The following is a 23,393-nucleotide window of genomic DNA, read 5'->3' as shown; positions in this document are numbered from 1 at the left end:
ATCACCTCTGAGTTTAAAACAGCCCCGCTGGCTCGGCATCCACATCCCAACTGAAGATCAGCACCTCTTTGGCGTCTGAGCCTTTGCCGCCGCCGACGGTGTAGCGGATGTCAGTGGTTTCGATGTGGTAGTCCGCGAAGATCCGGCGGATGTCTGGGTGGTCGTTGAGGCTGATGATGGCCTTGCCTTTCAGCTCGCCCAGCATACTTGCCATTTCCTCGTACTGCTCTATGCCAAAGGGTACCCCATATCCTTCTGTCTGCCAGTAGGGTGGGTCCATATAGAACAGCGTGTGCGGTCGATCGTATCGCTCGATGCAGTCTTGCCAGCTTAGGTGTTCGATGAACGTGCTGGCTAAGCGCAGGTGTGCCGCGGACAGCGACTCCTCCAGGCGCAGCAGGTTTAGCCCTGGCGGGGTGGTGGTGGCGGTGCCAAACGTCTGGCCTTCGATGCGGGCACCGAAGGCGTTTTGCTGTAGGTAGTAGAAGCGAGCTGCACGCTGGATGTCCGTGAGCGTTTCTGGTCGAGTCATCTTTAGCCACTCGAACACTTGGCGGCTGGAAAGCGCCCATTTGAATTGCCTGACGAATTCTTCAAGGTGGTTTTGCACTACACGATAGAGGTTCACGAGGTCGCCGTTAACATCGTTAAGCACCTCGACGTCTGCAGGCGAGGGGCGCAGGAAGAACAGCGCGGCCCCTCCTGCGAAGGGCTCTACGTAGCACTGATGCGGCGGCATCAGCGGGAAAATACGATCAGCGAGGCGGCGCTTGCCGCCCATCCAGGGAATGATTGGGGTAGCCACGAGGCATCTCCTTTGGTGGTTTGGAGCTCGTGGCTCTCTGCTGGTTTAAGTGCCTACAACGCGGGCACTTTATTTCAATGAACTGGTAGTCGCTGACGTTGGCCAGCTTGCGATTGCACTGCTTACAACGGATTTCAATTAACACCATGCCAAGCCTTCTAACGTTCTAACGTTTGGCTTAGACTGCCATTGCCTCGCGAGGCAGGGGAGTCTTGGCCGACTTGCAGGTGCGTGCTGCTGGTTGGTGGCCACCTTCGGTGTGTCCGCACCTCGGGTGGTCACTCCTCTTCTACCTATCTACAACGTCGCCGCTTGAATAAAGAGGCTGTCGACGTCTTGTTGTGATAGCCCTAGCGCGTTGCCGATGGCAAGCAGCTGCGGGTTGTTACGCTCCCAGATGCTGGCTTTGTCTAGCCAGTTGCGGGCCAGTTTGCGCTCTACTAGGTCTGTGATGCCGTTGATTGCGTCGTCGACCTGCTCGTCTAGCCCGCTGCGTATGAGCTGCTCCATGCCTTGTCGGCTGGTGACGGATTCGGGTACTGGCGGAGTACGCACTGTATCTGGTGCAAATAGGCCGGTTGAGGTGTCGTAATGTAATAACGTTTTGGCTTCTTGCTCACTGCCAAAGCGATAATGATAGGTAGAGCTACCGTTAAACACTCGCTTAGGTAAATTCGGGTAAATACGGTATTCATCCATTGCGTACAAAACATGCGGGCTATTGACATGATAACCCGCCACTGGCACCGCTGGCGTTACAATGCTACCTGCGTCGTCTATTACAGCGTCTTTTAAGTAAATCGTACCGATAACATCGAGCATTTCATTCTCCCTCAAAGAGTTAAGGCGGCAGCATCGCTGACAGGCAGCATGATGGGATACAGGGAGACACGGCGAAATAGCATCTGACTTACGGGTGGTCCAGCTCTCTTAGCTAATTCTAACTGTGTCAAGGCGACTGGACGCGCCCCTTGCAGTGAGGTGTCATACCACTCTATCTCGCCGTTGATACACAGATACGCGGTATTGTGTGACCACCCGACTGCGACTCGAACTGGAATGGAAAGATCAACATCGCTTTTGCCAAGAGACACCTGATTAACACCGCCAGAGCGGACACGAAAAGCGATTAGCTCAGTGACGAAGCGTAAATCCACTTGCTCGTTTTGTGTTCCATTATTCAATGCAATGATTGTCTGATCAAAGCCCGATCTCCCAGTCAAAATGGCTAACGGCTGAAACGATAAGAAAAGCGTCCCGCTCTCACTATTTGCAAGACCATCCACACCAACGGTGAATAAATCCTCTGTTCTGGATACCTGGGATGCCACAGTTGGGATGGTGGATGTGGGATCAGCGAAAGGCTCGAAACTAGCACGACGCATTTTTACGCCGGACACACCATTGCCTATATAAGTAGCATTTCCATTACCACCGGTTGGGCCAAAATAAATGTTTGTACCTACTACACCGGTGTAGTTTCGTAAAATAACGCTGACAGTACAGCGTACATAGCCATCTCTACGACGGGTAATTGTTGCTCGCGCTTCTCCATTATCGAACGCACTGACACTGGCGATATCATCAACAAGATCGAATTGCACTAATGCGCCCGGCAGAGTCTCTTCACCGGTAATCGCACGCACAAGAATGGCAATTGCACGGCGGTTATCATCCGGCAACACATCGACAGAATAGCTTACACCCCTTGAAATGGACGTTACGCTAATGTCTCTTCTCAAGCGTGACTGCGAAGAAATCGCTGTCTCGACCAGCTTATGGCCATCACCTTCAGCATCCACTGTTAGGCCAATTTTCTGCCATGGGGTTGCGGTAAAGTCATCAGAGTAGGTCAGTAAATTTGTAGATGGTGGCTCGATTAACAGGCCTCGGCGTGCACCTGTCTCTGGGTCATAGCTAAAGTGGGGTACATCAGCAGGTACCACTTCTCGACGGCAAAACGGCCCGTCTCGCTCCGTCTCACTCAAACGTGAAAAGTTGGGCATCAAAGTTGAAAATGTTTGCTGCTGCAACCCCTTACCGCTTAGCGACCAATACTGGTTTTTATAAAAATCTAATTCCAGGCAGGGCTGAATCACAGATTCAAAGTTTGCTTGAATTTGTTCAGCGTACCCAGCGGCTGTTAATGCGTGGCCCTGCGCAGTTGTGCTAGCGCTCTCAGCTCTGTCCGCATCAGCCGCCGCCGCGTCGATTTTTGCAGCGTATTGAGCGGTGTAGCCTGCCATTGCGACGGCTTGGCGCAGGCAGGGGATAAAGCGCGTTGTATAACCTAAGCCATCCAGGCCAGTGTCTGGATCGGCGTCATCAGAGTAAGTTCTGCCATCGCCGCCTAACGCGGTCGGAAACGTTACGCTCGCCATTTATAGGATCTCCAGTAGTGACATCGCGTGCTCATAGTTAGCGTGATACGGGTGTGTGATGCCGTTGAGTTCTGTTTGCTGTGCAATCATTGCCCGCGCAAAGTTGGTCGGGGATGGTCTCGGTGACCAGAGGTAGAGGATCTCTCCCACTATGTCCTGTGTGCGTTGCAGCCTGTGAAGGCGTAGAAATGCCTCGTCTTCCGTGAGGTTTGATAGCTGGAATTGCACGGTACGCTTCGGCGTGACGCGGCGGGCGTAGCCGGTGCGCTTGAGGTCGCCCGCTCGGGTGATTTGGGTACCGCTGTCATATCCGTGGCTGACGTTCCAGTCGAGGTTCTTGATGGGCTGCCAAACATCGGCGGGCATGACGCGGCCCAGCATGATGGCCCCGTCAGGGTTCGATGTATCAATCAGCTCGACGTGCAAACTGCTGCCCAGCAGGCGCTCATCGAATAGCACAGGCGTCAGCGGCGTGTACTTTTGTCGGTCATCTTCAGAGAGGCGACGGTTCCAGAAATTATCGTTTCCCCAGATCACGTCATCTAGCCCATACAGCACGGGCCAGACGTTTTGCCAGCCAGTGTCGTCGATCAAGTCGGTTTGGCCTGCGTCTCGGTATACGCGCACTCTGATCGTCGCGGTAGCGCTCAGGTTATGTGCATAAATTGCGAGCACTTGCAGGCGTTCGCGCTTGGGTAGCGTGATTGAAAACTGTGTGTCTGCTGGGTCTAACGATGTAGTTTTAGCGACGACAGAGGTACGGTCATCTTGAACGTGCGTTAGCGGCAAGGTGCTGACCCAGCTACCACCACTAACGACAGCGCCATCAATGTAGTTGGGCCAGCACAGTGCGATTTTATTGGGATCAAGTGCCATATTAGCCCCAGAGGTTCAATGTGATTTCGTTGGTTTGCGCGTTGAGCCGATAACCAGTGACGCGCATTGCTCGCCCTGAACCGTAGCCCTGGCGCGGTGTGATCAACGTGAGGCTGCCGCCGACCGTGGGCAGCAGCGCCTCAACAGCTTCCACGGTGACCGTGTCGCGACGGACGCCCAGCAGAGCCAGCACGCGGTCGGCGACGGCCTGGCTTTGGCTGTAGCTGGACAGCACGCTGTTGATCGTGAGTTCACCTGCGAGAGGGTGGCGTTCAATGACGGTTTCATTAGTGGCCGCCACACGGCGAGTTTGGCGGGCAAGACGTGCGCGGCGGGCTTCGGAGACGTTGCTCTCCAGGTCCGGCTGCACGGTTTCGATGCGATCGCAGTCGATGTTCACGCGCCACACTGGCAGGCCGCCGGGGCCTGCGCCTGTAGCACTGCGGCTGACGGTTTGAATGGCGTAGTCACGAATCGCAACGTCAGTGGGCTCGGGCTCCTCCCACTCTCCTAAACGCAACACCTGGTCGGCCTGTGCTGAGAGGTAGCCGCCAATGCTCTCGGCGATACGGTCGAGCAGGTCTAACGTGTTGGTTTGGGTGGTGATATAGAAGCGCACTGAGCCGTAGGTATTTAGTGTGGCCACGTCGTCTGCATGCAGGGTGTAGCCGCGGGCTGCCGCCAACGCTTGGGCAACGGCCCCGGCACGTGGGTCGGCTTGTGCGGCATCGACGGTCAGCGTGCCAGTAGCGCTATCACCCAAGCGGACATAGCCCTGGTACGCACGGAAAGTGCCCTCTACCGGTGCGGTGCTTTGCAGCTGGGCCAGGCTGCTATACGCGCCGCCGTTATTGAGCGCCACGCCTTTGTCGTAAACCGCTTGAATCGTGCAGTCGGGCAGCGATGACACCTGGTAGATGAGCTTGGCCGTGTTGACCTGCACTGGCTGGGCGTTGCGTACTTCACCGAACACCAACGGCTTGGGTTCGCCTGCGATGTCGTCCTGCGTACCTTCCAGGCCATTTGGCAGAACGTTGGTACCGGCGTAGGTTTCCATGGGGTGCGGCGAGCGTAGCGGCTCCAGCGGATCACGCAGCACCACCGAAACTTCGTCATCGGAAAACGCCAGGCGTGCGACGGTGCCCACTACTTGCGGCACGCCATCAAGTGCCAGCACCATTTCACGGCCATCGACGGCATAGTCGGCGAGGTAGTCCAATCCGCCGTCTGTGTTGATGAGCGTCGTCTCGCCATAGCCGCTACGGCTCTGTTGCAGCAGTTGGCCAGCGTAGAGGCCTGCCTCGTATAGCCCTGGCTGCTGGATGCGCGGATCATAGAAATTATCTGCCTCATCCATATAGAGGCCCAGACTGAAGCGCAGGGTTTGCGGCTGGTTCTCTTCGTCACGGGCTTGGAGCGTGAGGGTCCATGTCATCGTTTTGCCGCCTCTAGCCGCTTGTCATCTTCCATACGCTTGAGCATCTTGTTGCTGCGCTCAATGGCGTTAATTTGGCCTTTAGCCGCTGCGCCGCGTTGGTTATTGGCCGCTGCCAAGTGTTTATTACTCTCGCCTTGTAGCCGGGCGTTATCACGGCGCAGCTCCGCCACTTCACGCTTCAGATCGCGAAGGGTTTCAACAACATCGTTATTGCCAAGAAGAGGGAAGCTGGGTAAAGGCGTCTGTGGGAACATGAAGCGACTAGTACTAACGTTTCGCATTGCATCAGCATCTTCGGCTGTTAATACCTTTTCGCCACGGTGCAGCTCAGCGACGTAACCATCAAAAGGTACATACTCAAGGCCGGTTCGGTGTGAGCCATTAACGGCTAACTGACCACGTAGCTGCTCCAATAGCTGCGCGGATTGATCCGCTTGACGTTGCGCATCTCTGGCAAGTGACTCATTACGAAAGCTGCCCATGCGAGAGAGTGCGTAGAGATACTCGGGAGAGCCATCACCAAAGACACGCAGCATCCAGCTATGCATCTGCTCCCGCTCAGCAGCCGTCATATCACTGCGTGACGTGTTTTCGTGGATGTAATTTAAAACGCGATCCTCAACACCGGCAGACACGTTTCCCGAATGTTCTTTCGTAGCATCCATAAAGAAAGCACGGCGGCCCATACGGTAATCGGCTTCTGCAAGGTGGCCAGCCACCGTCGTTTCGACTTCACCTATTTGACGGCTGAGCTCAACACGCTCTCTCGCTCGCTGTTCAGCCGCTACTCGCTCTCGTTCAATACGAGCCACTTCTTCCTGAGCAACACCTAATGCGTTGATTGATTCACGCAGACTAACCATCGTGGAATTCAGACTCACAAACTGGTCAGTGGAGCGCGCCATCTCGCTTACTAAACCACTTAGTTCACGCAGTTGGTCGCGTGCCTGTTTATCCAGACTATCGGTATTGGCTTCGGTGCCCTCGTTGGAGCGGTTGAGTGCTTCGAGTCGGCTGATGGTGCCGCTGCCGTCGGCGTCCAGCTTTTGGAAGATGCGCCGCAACTCCTGGTCGCTGGCGAGGCCATTAAATGCGCCATAAAACTCGTTCCAGTCGATCAGGCCAGAGGCGTCCAGGTCGATCGCGTCGAACATCGGTTTCAGCGTTGCCCCGATACCGCCCGCTAAACCTGATAGCCGAGCATTGCCCAGCTCCTGGCGGGTGATGATGCCATCGCCGCTTACATCGACTTCGCGGATAAGCTTGCTGATCTCGGCGTCTGTGGCGATGGGCGCTAGCGCGGTGCGCACTTGTGAAACGGTGAGCTGGTTAGTGTCCAACCGAATCAGTTCACGGCTCAGCTCAAACGCCAGGCGTTCGTCTGTCGGCATGGCTGAGATGACGACAGATTGAAGGGCGTCGCGGATCTCGGTGGCGAGATACTCCTCGGCACTGATGGCATCGGGCAGCGCCCGGATAGCCGCATAAACGTCTTCTTGGATACGCTGGCCAGCCACACTGCTGGCGTTAAACGCCCGGTTAGCTTCCAGCACCTGCTGGGCGTACTGGGTAATGTTTTGGAGTGCGCTGCGATCGCCGTTCTCAGCGAGCACGAGCTGGCGGGCGAGCTGCTCTTGTGCCGTGGCCAGGTTGGTTTCAGGTGAACCGCTGGTGGCCTGCTGCTGATCCAGCCAGTTGCCGATATTTGCCAGTTGCTGGTTGAGCTGGTCGCGCACACGGGATAGCTCGCGTTGGTAGTTGCGGGCCGCTGTGGTGGCGTTTTGCTGAACGGTGATTTCATCCTGCATGGCCCATATACGCTCACGCATGGGGCGTAGGGATTCATCGATCGTTGCGAGTTCACGCTCGCGCTCAAGGGCTAGCGCACCTTCAGAATCCCCCATCAGGCTGAGCAGCTCTAACTGCATGCCGAATTGCTGTTGATCAAACGTCTGCCAAGCGCGGTGGGCTTGCTGCTCGGCGGTGGCCAGCGCCGATTCAGCCTCTTGAAGCATCTGGTCAAAGCGTTGGCCAACACGTTCTAAGCCGCGCTCGATCTCGACAAGCGCCGGTGCCAGGTTCATGGCTTCGTTGTACAGCTCACGCCCGCTGGCGGTCGTCAGGTCGATGCCATCCACCAGCTCACGCAGGGCGTCGGTGGATTCGATCACTCGGCCAGTGCGGGCTGTAAAGGCACCCATAGCTCGAGCGGCGGCGGTTACGGCGCGCTCTTGGCGCTCGGCTTCGGTGAGTATGTTTTGATAGTAGTAGTCAGCACGCGCCGTAAATTCGTCGAGGCCGCCCGCCAGCGCAGCAAGGTGGGCCGCAGCATCGCCACCGGCGAGCGATGCCGCCAGAGTGTTGCCGTGCAGCTGCTCTAAAATTGGGTTGATACCGCTCAGTACGGTGGCCAGACGCTCCAGCGTATCGATGGTGGTTTCACCGCTAAACGCGTACTGGCTAACATCCCCAACCGAGTGGATCGCCAGCGCGTTGAGCGTGTTAGATAGCCACTCCTGGATCTTCGCTTCAGCGCGCTTGGCGCTAAGGCCTTTGGTATCAATGCGGGTAAGGCCGGTGGTGAAGCCCGCCAGGGAGGATGACTGGAAGCCCAGCACTTCGATCGTCGCGGCCAGTGACTGCTTGGTGGCGTCGTACACATCTTGCAGGGCGCGGACAAACTCGCCGTCGAGTGCGCTGGTTTGGGTGCGGCGGCGTGAGCGGCGGAACAGTCCGCCGCTACTGTGCTGTTCGCTGAACTGGTTGCCGGTGATGTCGCCACCCGACACGCCCAGGTTCACGCCCGAGCCGGTTTCATTCCAGCGGCGGCCACCGAACAGCCCGCCCAGGGCAGAGCCGAGGCCGGAGCCCAGTAGCGCACCGATCGGCCCGCCCAGGTACGTGCCTGCAAGACCCCCGATGGTGCCAAGGGTGTTGCTGTGCCGCCCTTGGCCGAACAGTTGGCCACCGAGGTAGTTGCCTGCGAAACCCGCGCCGAGGCCTGCCAGGCCCTGCACGCCGGAGAAGTTGCGCATGGAGCCGCCAAAGTAGCCTGTGGCGCCAGTGCCAGATGTTGCAGCATTAGCCCAGCCACCACCGCCGTAGGCCTGACCACCACCCGCACCGCCCCACTGGATGCCGTTGAAGCCGCCTTGCAAGGCGTTCCACATATTGCCCACGCTGCCGGGGCTGATGCCAAAGCCCCCAGCCTGCTGGCCACCGGCACCGCCAGCCAGGCCCATGCTGGCCGCCAGTTGCACGGTGATAGGCCGGGTGATGGTCATGTGCAGCAGCTCGGCGAGGGTTTGATCCCACATGCGTTTGATGGTGTCGGTGGCGTTGCGGCTGCCGTCTACGGCGCCCAGCCAGAGATCCGCGAAGCCGTTGTCGAGGCGGCGCAGGCCGTTGGTGCGCAGCTCTTCCATCGCGCCGTCCATGGTGTACAGCGCGTTGGTGGTGCTGGTGGCAAGGTCGTCGGCGTCGTTTTGGGCCTCGATGTACGCCGTTTGCAGTGCGCCGATCATGTAGAGGTATTCGCTGGCTGTGATGCGGCCCATGGCGAATGCCAGGTTCAACGTGTTCTGGTCCTGGGCGAGCTGGAGGGTTTGGCTGCGGTGAGGCACCAGACGGTTGCGCAGGTTCTCGATGGCGGTGGCTTGGGCGTTGGTGGCGCGGGTGAGTTCGTTTGTCGCAGCGGCAGTCGCCGTCTCGGCTTCTGCCAGGCGTTGAGCGGTGACTGTCATATCTTCCAGTACCGCCACATTATCGCGGCTTGTACTGGTCAGCTCATTACGCCTATCGCGGTGCTCCTGGATTGTCTGTGTCAGCGCGTTGATCTTGTTACGCTGCTCTTCCAGGCGTTGCTCGGTTTGCTGCTCGAGCACTCGCTGGTCTGCTGCCATCCCTTGCCCATACATGCGCGGTGCTTCACGTAAGCGTTCGAGCTGTGCAAAGGTTTCTTGTGCTTGCAGGCTGACTTCAATCAGGTCATGGACTAGCACGTCCAAGCGGTTGCCGATCGCCGCTTCGTCCAAGTCCCCCATACCCTCACGAAGGTCCCCGAGGAACTCTTCGGTGGTTTTCGATGCACGTTGAGTGAGCCCAAGCTCTTCACGGAAGTAGTAGATCGCTCCGGCGGCAATGACTGCTGCGCCCGCAGGGCCGCCGATCAACGCCAATGCGCCTGCGGCCACGCGGGTTGCTCCTGCCATGGCCGTCGCGGCTGCCGCTTGCCGGGTAGTGGCCCCGGTGAGCAGGTTGATCGCGCCAGTGGTGGTGGCCACCACCGCCGTTTTCACCGCCAATGCGGCCTGGCTGGTGGCAATGGCACCCACGTAACGGCCCGCCAGCACCACGGCCACGGCGGTGGCGGCGAACTGGATGTTGTCGATGTTATCGACCAGCGGGTCGATGGCGGCGTTCATCAGGTCGGCGGCACCGATCAGGATGCCCGCGACGCCTTCCGACGCACCCATGGCCTGGTCCAGCTCGCCGACCAGGCGCGTGGCGGAGGTGCCGATGCGTACAAAACCATCTTCAATGGTGGCGGGCATTTCGCCAGCGCGTTCGCGGACGTCGTCCAGGGAGTTGATCAGGGCGCTGGCGATTACATCGCCGGTGATACGCCCCTCCGTGGCGAGGCCACGTAACTGGCTGACGGTGACGCCCAGTTGATTGGCCAATGCCTGGGCTACCTCACCGCCATTGGCCAGTACGGTCTCCAGCCCATCCGCTTGCAGCCTGCCGACGGCCATGGCTCGGGACAGGGCATTTTGTACTGACTCGGCCTGCTGGCCACGCGTGGCGGTTAGCACCAGCATGTGGTTGAGCGATTCGGTGTAATCCGCTGTGTCGGCGGCTGTTCGGCCCAGATCTCTCAGGGCTGAGACGTTGCTGGCGTAGGTGCGGGCGGTCTGCTCCAGCGGGGCATAGGAGGCATTGGCGATATCGGTGATGCGCTCCATCATGTCGCCCGCCGCGCTCATGTCGCCGATGGCCGCACCGACCACCGATTGCATGTCTGACCAGCCATCGGCCATGCCCGCGATTTGTCGTACTGAGAACGCGCCCAGGGCCAAGCCTACCGTTGTGCGCAGCAGGTTGAAGTGGCTGTTGGTGGTTTGTACCTGCTGGCTGGTTTGGCTAAGCGCCTGGGTGGCTTCACGCCCGCCCTGGGTGGCTTCGGTGCCAAAGGCGCGTGCTTCGCGCTGCGTAGTGCGTAGGTGGTCTGAGACCGTCACCGCGCTACGGCCCGGTGCCGTGAGCGCGGTATCGGCTTTGCGGCTTTCCCGCTCGGTAGTGGTGCCAAATTCCCGCACGTCGTTCTGGGCATCGCGGAGCGTGCCGGAGAGCTGACGGCCATCGCCAGTGAGGGTGACGCTAAGCGTTAGATTGTTTGCCACGGTGTGTCCTTCTAACGTTTAGTTGCGGGGTTGGTTCATGACGCTGAGCGCGCCGCGCTCGATGAGCTGCACTTGATCCAGCCGCTCAAGTTGTTGCTCTGGGGGAAGCTGGTAGAGGTTGATAACGCTGATCACCGCTTGCACATCCAGCCCAACAGCACCACCCATGCCAGCGAAGCGCCATTGGCGGCAACAGCGCTGAAATGTCTCGACGGCTTGCCAGTTCTCTGGCAACACTTCAAAGACATCTGGCTCTGCATCGAACGCCTCTGCCTCTTCGGCTAGCTCGCCGCCCAGGGTGATGCCCAAGGCGGCGAGGTCGTCCTTGACCAAGTTGGGCTTGCCGTTACTGGCTTCTGCCCAGTGCTTGCCTGCGTCGATCAGATTCGCGGACGGTTCTTTTTTGAGACGCTCTCGTGATAGGCGTTGACCAACGCGGTGCTGATCGCTGGATCGTTTTTGGCGGCTTGCAGCTTGTCGTCGCCTGCCAGCTCTTTCCCTTCATCGTCCGTTAGGCAAATGTCTTCGACGCCCACCAGCACGTGATCGAGCAGCAGCGTGTCAGCTGGTAAATCCCGCAGTTCGTTTTGTGGCATGGCTTTGAAGGTGGCTTTGAACTTGCCGCTGATCTCTTTACCGTGCTCGTCATACACGGTGAGTGAAACGGGGTATTTATAGGTGCGTTTTGTATTGACTGTGAACACGGGTATTACTCCTGGGGTTAATGGCGCTTTAAACGCTGGTTAAGTGCTGGTTTGATGCTTAAGGGACTTCTGGAATCGCGTTACCCACGACGATCACTACTTCGTCGTTGCCCTCGGTAGGCTCGGGCATATAGTTGATGCTCAGCATCTGGATACCGTCTTGATCGGCGTATGTCGGTGATTCGATGCCCACCTTTTGCATGCTGATCTCGATGCGTTCTTCAGGTGTTTTGCCATGCACGAGCTTCAGTGCGCCGGTGGCGGCGTTTTGCGACATCTCGAAGTAGTTCACCGTACCAACACCCGGATCTTCGATACTCAACTGACCCGAAGGTGAGCGACCGGTGATCTCAATATCGTTGGAGCCAACGATTTTTTTGTGGATGACCTGACCCGACATATCCAGCGAGAACTGGTTAAACGGTACGGTGGCCCCCATGAATTGAAGCGGCTCAGTGTTGAGCGAGTTAACAGCTAACGCCGCACGCCACTGGCTCAGAGTGACGTTAGGCAACTGTTCAGCTGTCACTGGGCTGATCAACGCACGTAAGGTGAAGCGGATCACCGGCATGTTTTCAGCGTTGACAGTGATTGCAGGTGTGCCCCGCGCACCGCGACCTTTGTGCAGGTTGCCATCAACGTTGCAGAAGAAAACGCCACTGTCTTCGTCTTCTGAGACGAGCGAATAGATGACGCGCTCGCCTACCTCAATCACTTCGCTCCAGCCACAAGCGCGCAGTAGCTTGCCCCAGGGCGGCGGAGTGCCTAGCTCGCCGCTGGTGTTTAATTCCACCTCCACGACCGCTTCCACATGCTTTTCGCCGGGGGCCTGCGGTGAGTTGCCGTAGTAAGGCCGCACAAAGTTGCGCTCGATATTGCTGCCCGATAACGGCGTGACGGTAATCTCGCGCATCAAGATGGCATCTGTTGCTGCTTCGGGCGTGGTGGTGCCATCGTTGTATTCGGATTCCAGAGCGAATCGCATCGCCCGGCGGTTCGTTTTTAGGCTCACGGTGAAGTCTCCTCAAGTGGCCAAAAGTATTCGGTGGTAAACACGTCAGCCCAAAACAGGGCGTGGCTTTCCAGCGCCAGCAGCTGGCCGCGATGCCATTTCACGGGGATGTCGCAACCGGCTGGCAGCCAGTTGATCAATGCGGTCAAGGCGGGCTGTCGTAGGCTGGCCAGCTCGTCGCTGCCTGATGACGCCACCGGGCCGAGCGGCGCGTTCATGCGTTTAATACCCGTGACCAGGAGCACTTCGGTTTTCACCCGGTGGCGGGCCTGGTTGCTCATTGCCCCGTGGCTCACCGTCTCGCGCCCGAGCACCAGCATCATGTTGGGCAGGCCCACCTTGTTCTTGGCCGCTTCAACATCGGCGGCCAGCTTCACGCTGGGCAGCCCTTCCAGGGCGTTTAAACGGTCGAGCCACGGGATGAGCGAGAGCATTACTTGGCCTCTTTGCCTGGTTCGTCAGCGGCGACTGGCTTGGCAGGCGGAGCGGCTAGCTCCACGACCAGCGCGGGGTCGTCGCTGATCGACTTGTAGGCGCTGCCTTTGTCGTCCAACGTCAGGTACTTCCATTCGTTGGTGAAAATCGTGCCGCTGTTGGTGCGCTTGGCCCCGGTGGCTTTGGTTTTCACGCGCACCTGTACGTCTTTGCGTGGAACCGGCTTCTCAGCGATTTTCTCTGCCGTTGCTTTGGTGGTCTGTTTGGCACTCATGGTGGCTCCTTATGTCCAGGGATGGACGGTATCCCGGCGCGCCAGGACGTTAGCGCGGCGGGTTAAAAACCGCCGCCGTTGAATACCTGGCGGCCTGGGTTCATTTGCACGCCGCCTGCACTGCTACTCCCTTGGCCGGTCGAGATGCCCAGCTTCACTTCGCCGCGTGATACGGAGCGCATAAACTTCACGGCGTCGTCGTAGCGCTTCTGGACCTGCTCGGTCGCGTGATCGTCGTAGAGACGGTAACGGGCGATGTCGCAGGCGTAGGCGGTGACGATGCGCGGTATGGGCGAGAGCGGTACGGGGTAGCCCGCCGCACTGACGTAGCCGTCGATCTCGCCGCTGGCGTCGTCGCAGGCGCGATCGACGGCTGCGTTATCGATCTTACCGCTGGCGTCATGGGCGATGGCTTGTAGCTCGCCTTCGCCGAACCGGGCGATGAGATCCGCTTTCGTGCAGTACGGCATGGGTTAGTGCTCCGTTATGCCGCTGCGCTGGGCAGCCAGGGGTTCATGATGAGCTGTGAGGTATTGGCCCATTCGTTGGTCGCGCCTGCTTCATTCATGGCGTTGGTGAGCACACGCCGTGCGGGGCCTTCCATGTTGCTCGGCACCATGGTGTGGCTATGGCGCAGGGCCAGCGGCCGCTCATGGTCGCCTTTCAATTCCTGAAGTTTTTTGCGAGCCAGCTCATAGTTCTCTGCGTTGAACGGCTGATTGGAGCGCACCACCAGTTGCCACAGGCCTGCACCGGCATTCACTCGGGCGTCCACGCCCATGAGGAAGTTGTCGGTCATGAAGACTTGGGTGTCGTTCAAATTGGTCAGGGCGCGGAAGTCATAATCACGGCGCTTCTGAAACACCATCGGCTTGATGGCGCGGGTTAAGTCCATGACGTACCAAGCCGCGCCATTACCGCCCATATCATTGGAAACGCCGATCAGCTTGTTTTTGGCATCCAGCACCGGATGGTCATTGGCAAACAGGCGCTTGCCGTCGTAGCAGATTGGGTTGGCGGCTAGTACCTCAACGGCGATTTCGTTGGGGTGCTGACGGCTGGAGCGACCAAACTCTTCGTACACCGGTGCATACAGGCCGTAGGTGTCGTCTTCGATGCTGTCGCGAGGCACGCCAGCCGTCAGCTCGAACTTGCGGTTCCTGATCGAGAAGTCCGCGCCTTCCAGGCCGTGGATGACTCGATCACCCAGCCACTCACGCATACGCGGCAAGGCTTTGAGCCATGGGTACACTTCCACAGCGGTGGTGCTGTTCACGACGGTGCAGAACTGTTCGTAAACGCTGCCCGCGTCGCCGACAGAGTTAAAGCCTTGCTGGAAGTTGGCCCGGTAGGCCTTGAACAGGGCGTTCAGGTTGGCGTTATTCAAATCCATGGTTGCTATCCTCTTGGGCCAAACGGGCCGTTAATAGGGCGTTACAGGTAGACGCCGGAGGTGGGGTCAATCAGCACCCACACGCCGAAGTCGTCTACGCCGTCGATGATTCCGGCAAGGGAGCGGGTCGCCTCGCCATCGGTTTTGGCCACTGTGTGGTCGTCCACCAGGTAGCAGGGCTTGCCAACATCAGCAGCGGTGATTTCGTCTGCCGCAGCGGAGTTGTCGAAGGCAAAGCAGCCGATCTTTACATCGACGTGCTGGTCCCCCGCATCGCCAGTTGTGTTGTCCTGGTAGTGCGTGGCCACGCCAACGGCCACCAGGCCGGTTGCGGTTGTGCCCGCCGCCACAAAGCCGCTGGCGGCCAGGGCGACGATGCCACCGGCAAACACCACCGCACTGGCTGCCAGGGGGTAGCTACGGCTGGTGTTATGGCGGTACGGCGTATTGCGGTTTTTGCTAAGAGCCACGGTGATATCCTCTTGCGGAGTTAGGGTGTGCCGTCGTTATGCGGGGTTCGCTTCGCGGTATTGCTCAGGTGTCAGGCCAGCCGCCTTGCACACCGCCAGCTCTGCATCGGTCAGCGCCCCGTCGTTGGATTGGGTTTCCTCCGGCTGTTTGCCTTGTGTCTGGGTCGCCTTCAGCGCCGCGATGCTGGGTGCGCCTTCAAGATGGGCCTTGCAGGCGGCGAGGCCTTTTTTGCGCAGCCAGTCGGCGGTGGCTTTGCCAGGAATGCGGCCATCGACAAGGCCTTCGGTGATGAGCGCTTCCAGTTCAGCGGTGTTGCTGTTGGCTTTCAGGGCCGCAAGCTGCTGAGTGGTTTCTTGGTACACGGCCACGGGCACGAACTGCGCCATGTCTACCGGTGCGGCTGCACTGGAGGCCTTGAGCGCCGCCACGGCTTCTTCAGGCTTCGCGGCAGCAGTGGCACCCAGTGCCGAGCGGAACGCTTCGGCATCGGCCTGGGCGGCTTTCAGCGCGGCGATGGCGGTGTCGATCTGTTCGTCGGTCGCATCATTGGCCAGACCGAGCTTGGCAATCAGTTTTTCGCGGTCCACGGTGTTCTCCTTTGGAGGTGTCGCTTCAGAGGCACCGCGCCCGGCTCGGGCGGCGGCGAGTTCGGTGATGGCGGTGTCGATCGCCGGGGTGTTGGTCAGGGCAACGTGCAGCAGGTCCAGCACGGCGCCGGTCTCGGCGTCGTAGGGGAAGACGGGGGATAGATAGCGGTAGCTGTCGGCGTCGATCGCCGCTTTCGCGGCAGCGGTCCACGTCACTTGACCGTACAGGCCATCGTTGCGCCATTCCAGCGAGCGCGGGTCAATCCAGCCCGCCGCCGGTGCCGGTAAGCCGTTGCGTTCGGCCATGAGCGTTTGATGCTCGTAGTCGATGGGGATGTCGGTAGAGCGGGCGGCCGCCAGGGCGATGATGGCCTGGGCACCGGCGGCATCGAGTTGCCACGGCCCACTACCACTCATGGCACCACGGGGCGCATTGAATTGGCCTGACGGGATGAGGCGCGTTTTTTCGTCGGCTTGCGTAACACGCAGCGCCAAGGCCGCAATGGGAGCGGTGTTGCTGGCGGCGCAAGCGGCGATGGGATGAGGTGCTGCGGTACGTGTTTTCATGCCCCCATGATCGGGGGCGGGGGAGGCTAGCGGGATTTAGCGTGGGTTAAAGGAATTTGCTGCTTTTTCCTAAAGTGGGGTAGAGAAAATTTTGCGTTGCTGGTACTAAGTAGGCTGAACTAAATACATATAGAACGGGGGGAGCATGCCAGATAGGGAAGCCAACATACTCATACTCTGCAAAACGTATCCAAGCCCCAGCGCAAGATACAGAGAAACCTCATGTGTAGCAGGGATGAATGAGGATGGAACCTTGATCCGCCTTTTCCCGGTTCCGTTCCGGTTAATTAGTGGAGATCAGCAGTTCTCCAAGTGGCAGTGGATATCGGCAAAAATTGAAAAAAGCCGTGATGATCACAGGCCAGAAAGTCACAAGCTTAAAGTTGGCTCCATACAGCTAGGTAATAAGGTCCCATCAGAGGGTAATTGGGGTAACAGAAGGCACTACCTAAATCAACTGCCTGTGTTTGACTCACCTGTTGACTTGCAAAAATCACATGAAGATAAAGGCACTTCTCTAGGGCTGGTTCGCGTACATAAAATAAATGACCTGTCACTCAATGAGCATAAGAACAAGGACTGGACCGACGAGGAAAGAGCAAAGCTGGTGAGCGTGCAGCTGTCTCTCCTCGATGGTGAGCAAGATGAAATAGAGATACTAGAGAAAATTCCAGTAGATTTTCATTACCATTATGAGTGTCTCACTCCTTCAGGTCCCGTCCCTTTCAAGCATAAGATTGTTGATTGGGAGATTGGTGCGCTGTACCGAAATCTAGTCAAAAGTCACGGCCCCAATGATTGGAAAGGGCCGTTTCAGCATAAGTTGCTGGAGGATTTACCAAGTAAGGATCTGATGTTTCTTATGGGAAATATGCACCGGTTTCCTGACCAATGGCTGATTATTAGCTTGATATACCCACCTAGACAGCCGCAGCAATCTCTTTTTTGATTGCTAAATGCTTCACTTGTAACTCTGGCTTGATCTGTTTGCTTGCTTCGGCGACAAACCTGCGGTGGCAGTACATGACGTCTGCTTCAAAGCAAATGAGGCAGGCGTTAATTTCGGAGGCCTCGCTGGCCACATCACGCACAGTCTCGGTTTGAGTCGCAATATAGGCACGAAAGTGCTTGGTATAGTTAGCCCAGTCTCCATCTTTTTTGTATTGGTCACGGATGGATTTTGGGCAACCCAAAGCCTTCACATGCTCGTACTCAATCCCAGATGCCCTGAGCTGCTCAGCGAAAGAGGTTTTGGAAAACCCTTTCTTGCGCGATACCGGCAGTTGACGCACGTCAACGACCTTCTCGACGCCAGCATGCCGAAGGCCTGCCAGAAAGCTATCTATGTCCAATCCTTCGTATCCTGCTGTAAATAACGCCATCGTGCTACCTCAAAATCAGTGCAATATATTGCATTATCTTCCATGCTCAGACCCTCTACGTCCAATGAAACCCTTTCACACTGGGCATAATCAAAATCTAACGCGGGTCTAACGCCCCTTGCGCAGAAAATCTGGGCCAGCGTAGCGGGGTAGCGCCTTGCGGCGCTGACAGGGCGTTTCTGGCGGTTCGGGGTCAGAGGCTGAAATGGTCGGCGAGGATGCCCAACACCTCGTCTTCGTCGTCATCGTTGAGGCCGATAAATTCACGGCTGGGGATGTCGCCCCATAAGTGGGGGAAGTCAGCTTTTGCGCCACCGTAGTTCTGCATCGCGGCGTAGACCATTAGGCTGCCCCATTCGACGCCTTCGCTGCTGGCGCTGTAGCTGAACTGCTTGGCGAGCTGCTTGCTTTCGCCTTCGAGTACACGGTCATGGCCTTTGCGCTTTTCAGTAGAAGGGGCGTTCGGTGCCCAGGGCGTGCCGTCCGGCGCTTCTTTATCGCGGAAGCGTTGCTGGGTGCGGTTGATCATCTCTTCACCGATGCTCTTCATCGGCGCGGTGAGGTCGTCGCCTTTGCTGATCAGGTCGGTGATGGCGCGTTCGATGGCGTCGGTGTTGGCGTTGATGGTGATCATGGTTCTCTCCTATACTGTTAGTGCCTGTCCTCGGTATGGCTACCGACCCCTTCGCTCATCGAACGAGCGTTGATGAGGGCTAGCATGGGTGCCTCCCATGCGGCAGGCGTCACCTCTGTGTTACCCCCTTTCTTATCTCAAGCGTTCTGCATCCGGCGGCGGTTGATCCGTGCGGCTCTTGAACAGCGTCAGGAAATAACTCTTCTTACCATCCTGCGTGCGCTTGAGTGCGGCGCGATAGGTCACGCCTTCGATTACCAGATAGATCAAGCGACCCGGTTGGTCGGGTAGTTGGTACACCTGGCCATCGTCCAGGAGCTGCTGTACGCGGCGATAGTCCTCCAGGCCGATCTCGGGGTGGCGTTCGCGGTGGGTGCGCAAGCTCTGCTGTGAGAGCAGCACTACGGGCGACTCGGCGCCCAATACTTGACGTTCCAGTGGCGGCACTACCGCCACTGGATATTCCCCCTGGATCTCGCCATTGAAGAAGCGACTGAACAGCGGTGCCTGCACCAGGTCGGCCACGTTCTGCCTGGCAATGGTGGCTTCTACACTATCCAGCCGGTTCAGGCGGGCCGCGATCGCACGCTCGGTAGCGGTTTGCCCTGGGGCGTAGTCCCACCCTGGTTGGATGCCATTAGGCACTGTGACGACTTCGCCGGTGGTGTTATCGACACGCTCATAGGTGCCGTCGTTAGGCGCGGTGTCTGGTCCTTCTTTACCTAGGCGGCGCAGGCCGCGTTCGTTCAGGGTTTCCACACCGCAGTTGCAGCCAAAGCCGTTGGGTGGGTAGTGCGCTTGCCACCAGGGGTCATCGGCCCTTAGCACCAAGTTATTCCAGCGCTGGTGCTGCTGCCGAGGGTTCTCAATCGTGTTGTGGATGTAGCGCCAGTAGGGGCGCAGGCGCACGACGTCGGGGTCGGTCATCTGCTGCCAGCGGCCAGCAGCATAGGATGTATCGAGGTTGGTCTTATAGATAAGCCGGGTACGCCAGGCGCGGCCTGCTTTGCTGCCTTCGCCTGTCCAGCCGGTCCACCCGCGTTTAGCAACGATCTCCTCAAACTGCTTTCGGAACTCGCCTAGGCTTTGGCCGTTGCTGATGGCATCGTTCACCGCGCTGCGCAGATCCGCCAGTAGGTCGGCCTTTGTGGCACCGGCCACCACAAAGGCCGCGTCGTTTTGGTCGCGTGTGATCTGGCCGCTACGGGTCGTGGGTAAGTTCAACTTGTTACGGAAGAACGTGACCTGCTCCGGGAACGGGCGGTTGAACTGCGCGCTAATCGGCATCGCCGGTTTCCTCATCGACCACGGCACGGCCTGCCAGGTTGGCCGCTTCAAACGCGGTGGCCATCACGTTGGCCAACTCGGTTTCATCCAGGTCATCAAAGGCCGTGGCGATCAGCTCTTGCAGTTGCTCGAAGCTCTCTGCTTGTTCAACGAGCTGCTGCACCTGGTTGACCCAGCCATCAACGATTGGCTGCGCCTGGTCGTCGAGCTGGTCGAGGGTGGCATCGCGGTAGTAGCTGGGCTGGCCCGGTTGCGTGGGTGCCTGGCGCAGTGCTGCCAGCGGTGGTTTAGATGCTGGCAGGCGTAGGGCCCCAAACGGGTTTTGTGCCGCCTTTGGCATCAGCACCTCTTCGTCTTTGGCTGCTTTCGGGATGCCGCTTTTCTCATGGAACCACCACATGGGCACTTTTACGCCCATGTCCACAATGGTCGGCAGGCTCTTTGAGAGGCGTTCGAGGTCTTCGGTTTCGCCGGTGTCCAGATAGAACCGAGGAGCACGCTGGGGCTTATCAATGCCGTAGTTGAGCGCGGCCATGGGCCACAGGATTGCATTACGGATGCTGCCTGCGTACTGGCGAGCATCTGAGCGGATCAGGCTCATCTGTGCGCGTTCGTGCACATTGCCGAGTGCGTTGGTGTTCGTGCCCTCACCGGTACCGCTGGTGAGTGTGCCGCCCAGGATGGCCTTGGCTTTGGCGCGTTCGCACCAGTTCATCATTGCGGTGTAGAGGTCGGCAGACGCTCCCTTGCCTGCGGCTTCCATGAACTCGATGCCCATGCCTTCGGGGATGATGCCTGCCGCGTTCTGACCCAGCGTGACCACGGCACGCAAGAGGGTCGCTTTCTCTCGCTCAGTGGCGTTGCGTGGGTACTTACCGATGCGGGCAGGTAGGCCGTAGATTTCCAGCAGTTGGGCGAGATCCCCCAGGGCGTAGTTCTGGAACAGATAGGGCCATGCCAGCATGCGGTGCAGGCCCATGCGGGCGACATAGCCGCTCTTGGCGCGGTGACGGTGTTGCACCCAGCCCAGCGGCCATAGCTCGGCACCGGTGGCGCTGTTGTCCCGTAGGGTGATGCAGTTCTGGTCATCCGGGTGGAGCCTGAACCAGCTATGGGGGCGCAGCGTGGGCTGCTCGATGTAGCGCAGTGCGCCGTCGCGCTGCCACGAAAGCTCAAGGTTGGCCCAGCCGTGGCCGATGCCGGTACCGAGATCCAGAATGAGATCCTCGACTTCAAACCCTGAGAACACTTCAGCCGCGTGCTCGGCGGCTTTCTTTTCCTGGGCGTTGGCACCGTCCGGCGGCACGATCTGCCACTCCAGCTCAGCAGCGAGCTGCCGACGCTTGCCCAGATCCGCGCCGATCTGCGGGTCTTTCTCCTCCATGTCGTCGAACAGCTCGCTTTGCGCCTTGAGGTCGCCTTGCTCAGCCGCTTCAAGGATCTGGTACAGGCGCGCAGGCGTGAGGCCTTTAGTGGGGTGCTCGGCAAATTCGCGCTTGAGCTGGCCAATGCGGGCGTCGTTGGTTTGCTGCTCTTTTAGTGCGGGCGCGTTGGCTTTGACCAGGTTGCGCCGATACTTCGCGGTGGGGCTTACCATGCGCCGCCTCCTATTCCAAAGCCGCTGGGTTCAATGTCGTCGCTGTCGTCGTCCTGGCGGGCGCCAGGCAGGGGCGCGGGGGTGAATTCAATGGGTACCACATCCATCAGGCTGGCGTAGTGCGCGAGTGCTAAGGCGATAGCGGCATCGCCGTGGCGGTCTTTGCTGTCGCCGGTTTTGGCGTCGGGCAGCTTAGGCACGCCCTTGATCACTTGCAGGGCGCGCAGGTCGTCGACCACTTGGCTGTCGCGGGGCAGCGTGATGAGCTCGTCTTCAAACGCGGCTTTGAACGGGGGCATATTGTTGAGGTACCAGCTTTGGGAAAGCATGATCACTTCTACAATGCTGCCGTAACGCTCGGCGGCTTGCTCTGCCAGGTACTGACCATTACCGCGACCGTCCAGCGCGCCGCCTTGCAGTCGCGGCAGGCGGTCCACGATGAAGAACAGCACTTGCTCTTGCTGCTTGAACGGCACGTTGCGCAGTTCAACCAGGAATGGCACCTGGCGCACGAGCTGCTGAGTGATGGCCATGGGGGCAATCACGGTTAAGTCGCCGCTGCGGCCAAAGTCTTCACCAAAGCAGTGGGCTAGCTTGGGGTCGAGCTTATCCAACAGCGGCAGCAGGTGCTCTTGGCACCAGGCGTCTATTTCCAGTGCGCGGTAGTGCTCCGGTACCGCGTTGAACTCGGCACTGCCTTCAAAGCGAATTACCGGCGCATCGACCATGCGCGATTCGATCATGGCGCGGGACAGGTAAGCGCCGCCGCCTGCCTTGGGTACGCAGTAGTATTCCTCCAGGGCGTCTTCCCGCGTGGCGGTGTCCTTGAGCAGGTTGGCCTTCCACTCGTCTTCGGCTTTCTGGCTCCAAGGCTTGCCGCGCACTTGGCAAATGCGCTTATAGAGACCTTGCTCGCAGGCGTTATCCAGGGTGATGCGGTGAACGCTGTAGCGCTTCTTGCCTGCACGGCTGTCCTGGATCAACTCATTGAACAGGTTCTCGACGCCGTTGTGGGTGCTGATCAGACGCACCTTTGCGCCCCACATGGTGAGGGCTAGCGCGGCCTTGAGCACTTCGGCCAGCTGGTCGTGGAAGGCGGCTTCGTCAATCGTGACGTTACCCTGGCGGCCACGCATGTTGCTGGGGCGGGAGCTGAGCGCTTGGATCTTGTAGCCACTGGAGAAGTGGATATTGAAGGTGAGGATGTCTTTATCCTCATCCTGGTACAGCTCTTCCTGGATGTGCGAGGCAGCGCGATTGAACGCTTTGGCCCACATGGCGCAGGCATCGATAAACTCGATGGCCATGTCTTTGTTGCTGCCCACATAGAAGTGGTTGGTGCCCCCCGCAGCTTTGGCACTGCTAGCCGACAGCACAGCATCGGCGGCTTCGCCCCAGGTCAAGCCGGTACGGCGGCTCTTCTCGGCAATCTTGAGGTCGGAGTCGTCTTCGATCCACGCCTTTTGGTAGGGCAGCAGGACGGATTGAGGCAGTGCGCTCATTTGTTCAAGAGCCCCCGAATGAAGGCTGCGATGACAATGGCCCAGCCGAGGCTATCGGCAGCATCGACTATGGCCTGTGCAATGGTGAGTTCGTCCATTAGGCAATCCCCAGTATGTCGCGCTTGATGGCGTCGATGGCTTCGCGGCTCATGCCCTGGCTGGCCATACTGGTCTCGGCCTTGGCGGCAGCTTCTTTGGCCACTTCCACGCGCAGCTCTTTCGCCCATTTCTTCTGGCTGAGTGATACGCGCCCAATATCGGCCAGCGCTTTGGTCACGCTGCCGAGCTGCTTGGCGGCTTTGGCGGGGTCTTCTTCGGCTTTGCGCATGGCGATAGAGATACGCAGCAGCTGGTCTTGCACGATGCGGGCGGTGGCGTCGATCAGGTGGCCGCTTTCGTCTTCGCCATCGCTGGCCATGGCGCGGGCAAGCTCGGTGGTTTTACGCACGTCGCCCATGGCTTCTTCGAACTCCTCCTGGAGATCCTGGCCATAGCGGTGAACGCTGGACTTGGAAACGTTATAACCGCGCTCGCTGAGCCACCCGGCTAACGCTTCGTAGCCCTGAAAGCCACTGCTGACGAGCTTCTCGTTGAGTTCTTCGCGCACCTCTTGGGGAAGGTCGAACACCTTGTTACGGGGCGGCAT

General features: G+C 58.7%; 22 protein-coding genes. 1 reads left to right on the top strand and 21 read right to left on the bottom strand.

What is annotated here, in order from left to right:
• Positions 1 to 13: 13 nt before the first annotated feature.
• From P8S54_RS10110 to P8S54_RS10040, 15 genes are all read right to left on the bottom strand, one after another.
• Positions 14 to 805, bottom strand: a complete 792-nt coding sequence (locus P8S54_RS10110; protein ID WP_281441651.1) for a DNA adenine methylase — start codon at positions 803 to 805, stop codon at positions 14 to 16.
• Between the two features lie 297 nt (positions 806 to 1,102).
• Complete coding sequence (locus P8S54_RS10105) at positions 1,103 to 1,627, bottom strand: hypothetical protein (protein ID WP_281441650.1); 525 nt, start codon at positions 1,625 to 1,627, stop codon at positions 1,103 to 1,105.
• An 11-nt stretch (positions 1,628 to 1,638) separates the two neighbouring features.
• Entirely contained in the window at positions 1,639 to 3,186 is a 1,548-nt protein-coding gene (locus P8S54_RS10100; protein WP_281441649.1) for a hypothetical protein, read from the bottom strand.
• Entirely contained in the window at positions 3,187 to 4,062 is an 876-nt protein-coding gene (locus P8S54_RS10095; protein WP_281441648.1) for a hypothetical protein, read from the bottom strand.
• A 1-nt stretch (position 4,063) separates the two neighbouring features.
• Positions 4,064 to 5,497: a hypothetical protein gene (locus P8S54_RS10090; RefSeq protein WP_281441647.1), complete on the bottom strand. Its 1,434-nt coding sequence runs from the start codon at positions 5,495 to 5,497 to the stop codon at positions 4,064 to 4,066.
• Entirely contained in the window at positions 5,494 to 10,902 is a 5,409-nt protein-coding gene (locus P8S54_RS10085; RefSeq protein WP_281441646.1) for a tape measure protein, read from the bottom strand. Before P8S54_RS10085 ends, P8S54_RS10090 begins: the two co-directional genes overlap by 4 nt.
• Positions 10,903 to 10,920: 18 nt before the next feature.
• Positions 10,921 to 11,235, bottom strand: a complete 315-nt coding sequence (locus tag P8S54_RS10080; protein WP_058577575.1) for a DUF1799 domain-containing protein — start codon at positions 11,233 to 11,235, stop codon at positions 10,921 to 10,923.
• A gap of 47 nt (positions 11,236 to 11,282) precedes the next feature.
• A complete protein-coding gene (locus P8S54_RS10075; RefSeq protein WP_281441645.1) occupies positions 11,283 to 11,606 on the bottom strand; it encodes a hypothetical protein in 324 nt (107 codons plus the stop codon).
• Positions 11,607 to 11,664: 58 nt separating this feature from the next.
• A complete protein-coding gene (locus P8S54_RS10070) occupies positions 11,665 to 12,618 on the bottom strand; it encodes a phage tail tube protein (RefSeq protein ID WP_281441644.1) in 954 nt (317 codons plus the stop codon).
• On the bottom strand, positions 12,615 to 13,052 hold the full coding sequence (locus tag P8S54_RS10065) for a hypothetical protein (protein ID WP_281441643.1): 438 nt from the start codon (positions 13,050 to 13,052) through the stop codon (positions 12,615 to 12,617). The genes P8S54_RS10070 and P8S54_RS10065 overlap by 4 nt, the downstream gene beginning before the upstream one ends.
• Positions 13,052 to 13,327: a hypothetical protein gene (locus P8S54_RS10060; RefSeq protein WP_281441642.1), complete on the bottom strand. Its 276-nt coding sequence runs from the start codon at positions 13,325 to 13,327 to the stop codon at positions 13,052 to 13,054. The genes P8S54_RS10065 and P8S54_RS10060 overlap by 1 nt, the downstream gene beginning before the upstream one ends.
• 62 nt (positions 13,328 to 13,389) lie before the next feature.
• Positions 13,390 to 13,797: a DUF1320 domain-containing protein gene (locus P8S54_RS10055; RefSeq protein ID WP_281441641.1), complete on the bottom strand. Its 408-nt coding sequence runs from the start codon at positions 13,795 to 13,797 to the stop codon at positions 13,390 to 13,392.
• A 14-nt stretch (positions 13,798 to 13,811) separates the two neighbouring features.
• Positions 13,812 to 14,720 (bottom strand): Mu-like prophage major head subunit gpT family protein, encoded by a 909-nt coding sequence (locus P8S54_RS10050; RefSeq protein WP_281441640.1) that lies wholly within the window; start codon positions 14,718 to 14,720, stop codon positions 13,812 to 13,814.
• 41 nt (positions 14,721 to 14,761) lie between these two features.
• Positions 14,762 to 15,190: a hypothetical protein gene (locus tag P8S54_RS10045; protein WP_281441639.1), complete on the bottom strand. Its 429-nt coding sequence runs from the start codon at positions 15,188 to 15,190 to the stop codon at positions 14,762 to 14,764.
• Positions 15,191 to 15,226: 36 nt separating this feature from the next.
• On the bottom strand, positions 15,227 to 16,345 hold the full coding sequence (locus P8S54_RS10040) for a phage protease (protein WP_281441638.1): 1,119 nt from the start codon (positions 16,343 to 16,345) through the stop codon (positions 15,227 to 15,229).
• Positions 16,346 to 16,580: 235 nt separating this feature from the next.
• Between P8S54_RS10040 and P8S54_RS10035 the strand changes: the two genes are divergently transcribed.
• Positions 16,581 to 17,294, top strand: coding sequence for a hypothetical protein (locus tag P8S54_RS10035; RefSeq protein ID WP_281441637.1), 714 nt, complete (start codon positions 16,581 to 16,583; stop codon positions 17,292 to 17,294).
• On the opposite strand, the gene P8S54_RS10030 is transcribed toward P8S54_RS10035, so the two are convergent.
• The 6 genes from P8S54_RS10030 to P8S54_RS10005 form a co-directional block, all read right to left on the bottom strand.
• Positions 17,266 to 17,727 carry a DUF488 domain-containing protein gene (locus tag P8S54_RS10030; protein WP_281441636.1) on the bottom strand — a complete coding sequence of 154 codons (462 nt, stop codon included), beginning with the start codon at positions 17,725 to 17,727 and terminating at the stop codon, positions 17,266 to 17,268. The genes P8S54_RS10035 and P8S54_RS10030 overlap by 29 nt on opposite strands.
• Before the next feature lie 193 nt (positions 17,728 to 17,920).
• Positions 17,921 to 18,361 (bottom strand): phage virion morphogenesis protein, encoded by a 441-nt coding sequence (locus P8S54_RS10025; protein WP_281441635.1) that lies wholly within the window; start codon positions 18,359 to 18,361, stop codon positions 17,921 to 17,923.
• A gap of 132 nt (positions 18,362 to 18,493) precedes the next feature.
• Positions 18,494 to 19,648, bottom strand: a complete 1,155-nt coding sequence (locus P8S54_RS10020; RefSeq protein ID WP_281441634.1) for a phage minor head protein — start codon at positions 19,646 to 19,648, stop codon at positions 18,494 to 18,496.
• On the bottom strand, positions 19,638 to 21,245 hold the full coding sequence (locus P8S54_RS10015) for a DUF935 domain-containing protein (RefSeq protein WP_281441633.1): 1,608 nt from the start codon (positions 21,243 to 21,245) through the stop codon (positions 19,638 to 19,640). The genes P8S54_RS10020 and P8S54_RS10015 overlap by 11 nt, the downstream gene beginning before the upstream one ends.
• On the bottom strand, positions 21,239 to 22,747 hold the full coding sequence (locus P8S54_RS10010) for a terminase family protein (RefSeq protein WP_281441632.1): 1,509 nt from the start codon (positions 22,745 to 22,747) through the stop codon (positions 21,239 to 21,241). The genes P8S54_RS10015 and P8S54_RS10010 overlap by 7 nt, the downstream gene beginning before the upstream one ends.
• Before the next feature lie 97 nt (positions 22,748 to 22,844).
• The gene (locus P8S54_RS10005) at positions 22,845 to 23,393 is read right to left on the bottom strand and encodes a DUF3486 family protein (RefSeq protein WP_281441631.1); all 549 of its coding nucleotides are present in this window, start codon (positions 23,391 to 23,393) and stop codon (positions 22,845 to 22,847) included.

The sequence above is a fragment of the Halomonas sp. M1 genome (assembly GCF_029581375.1).
GTDB lineage: Bacteria > Pseudomonadota > Gammaproteobacteria > Pseudomonadales > Halomonadaceae > Vreelandella.
This window is presented reverse-complemented; position numbering and strand designations above follow the sequence as displayed.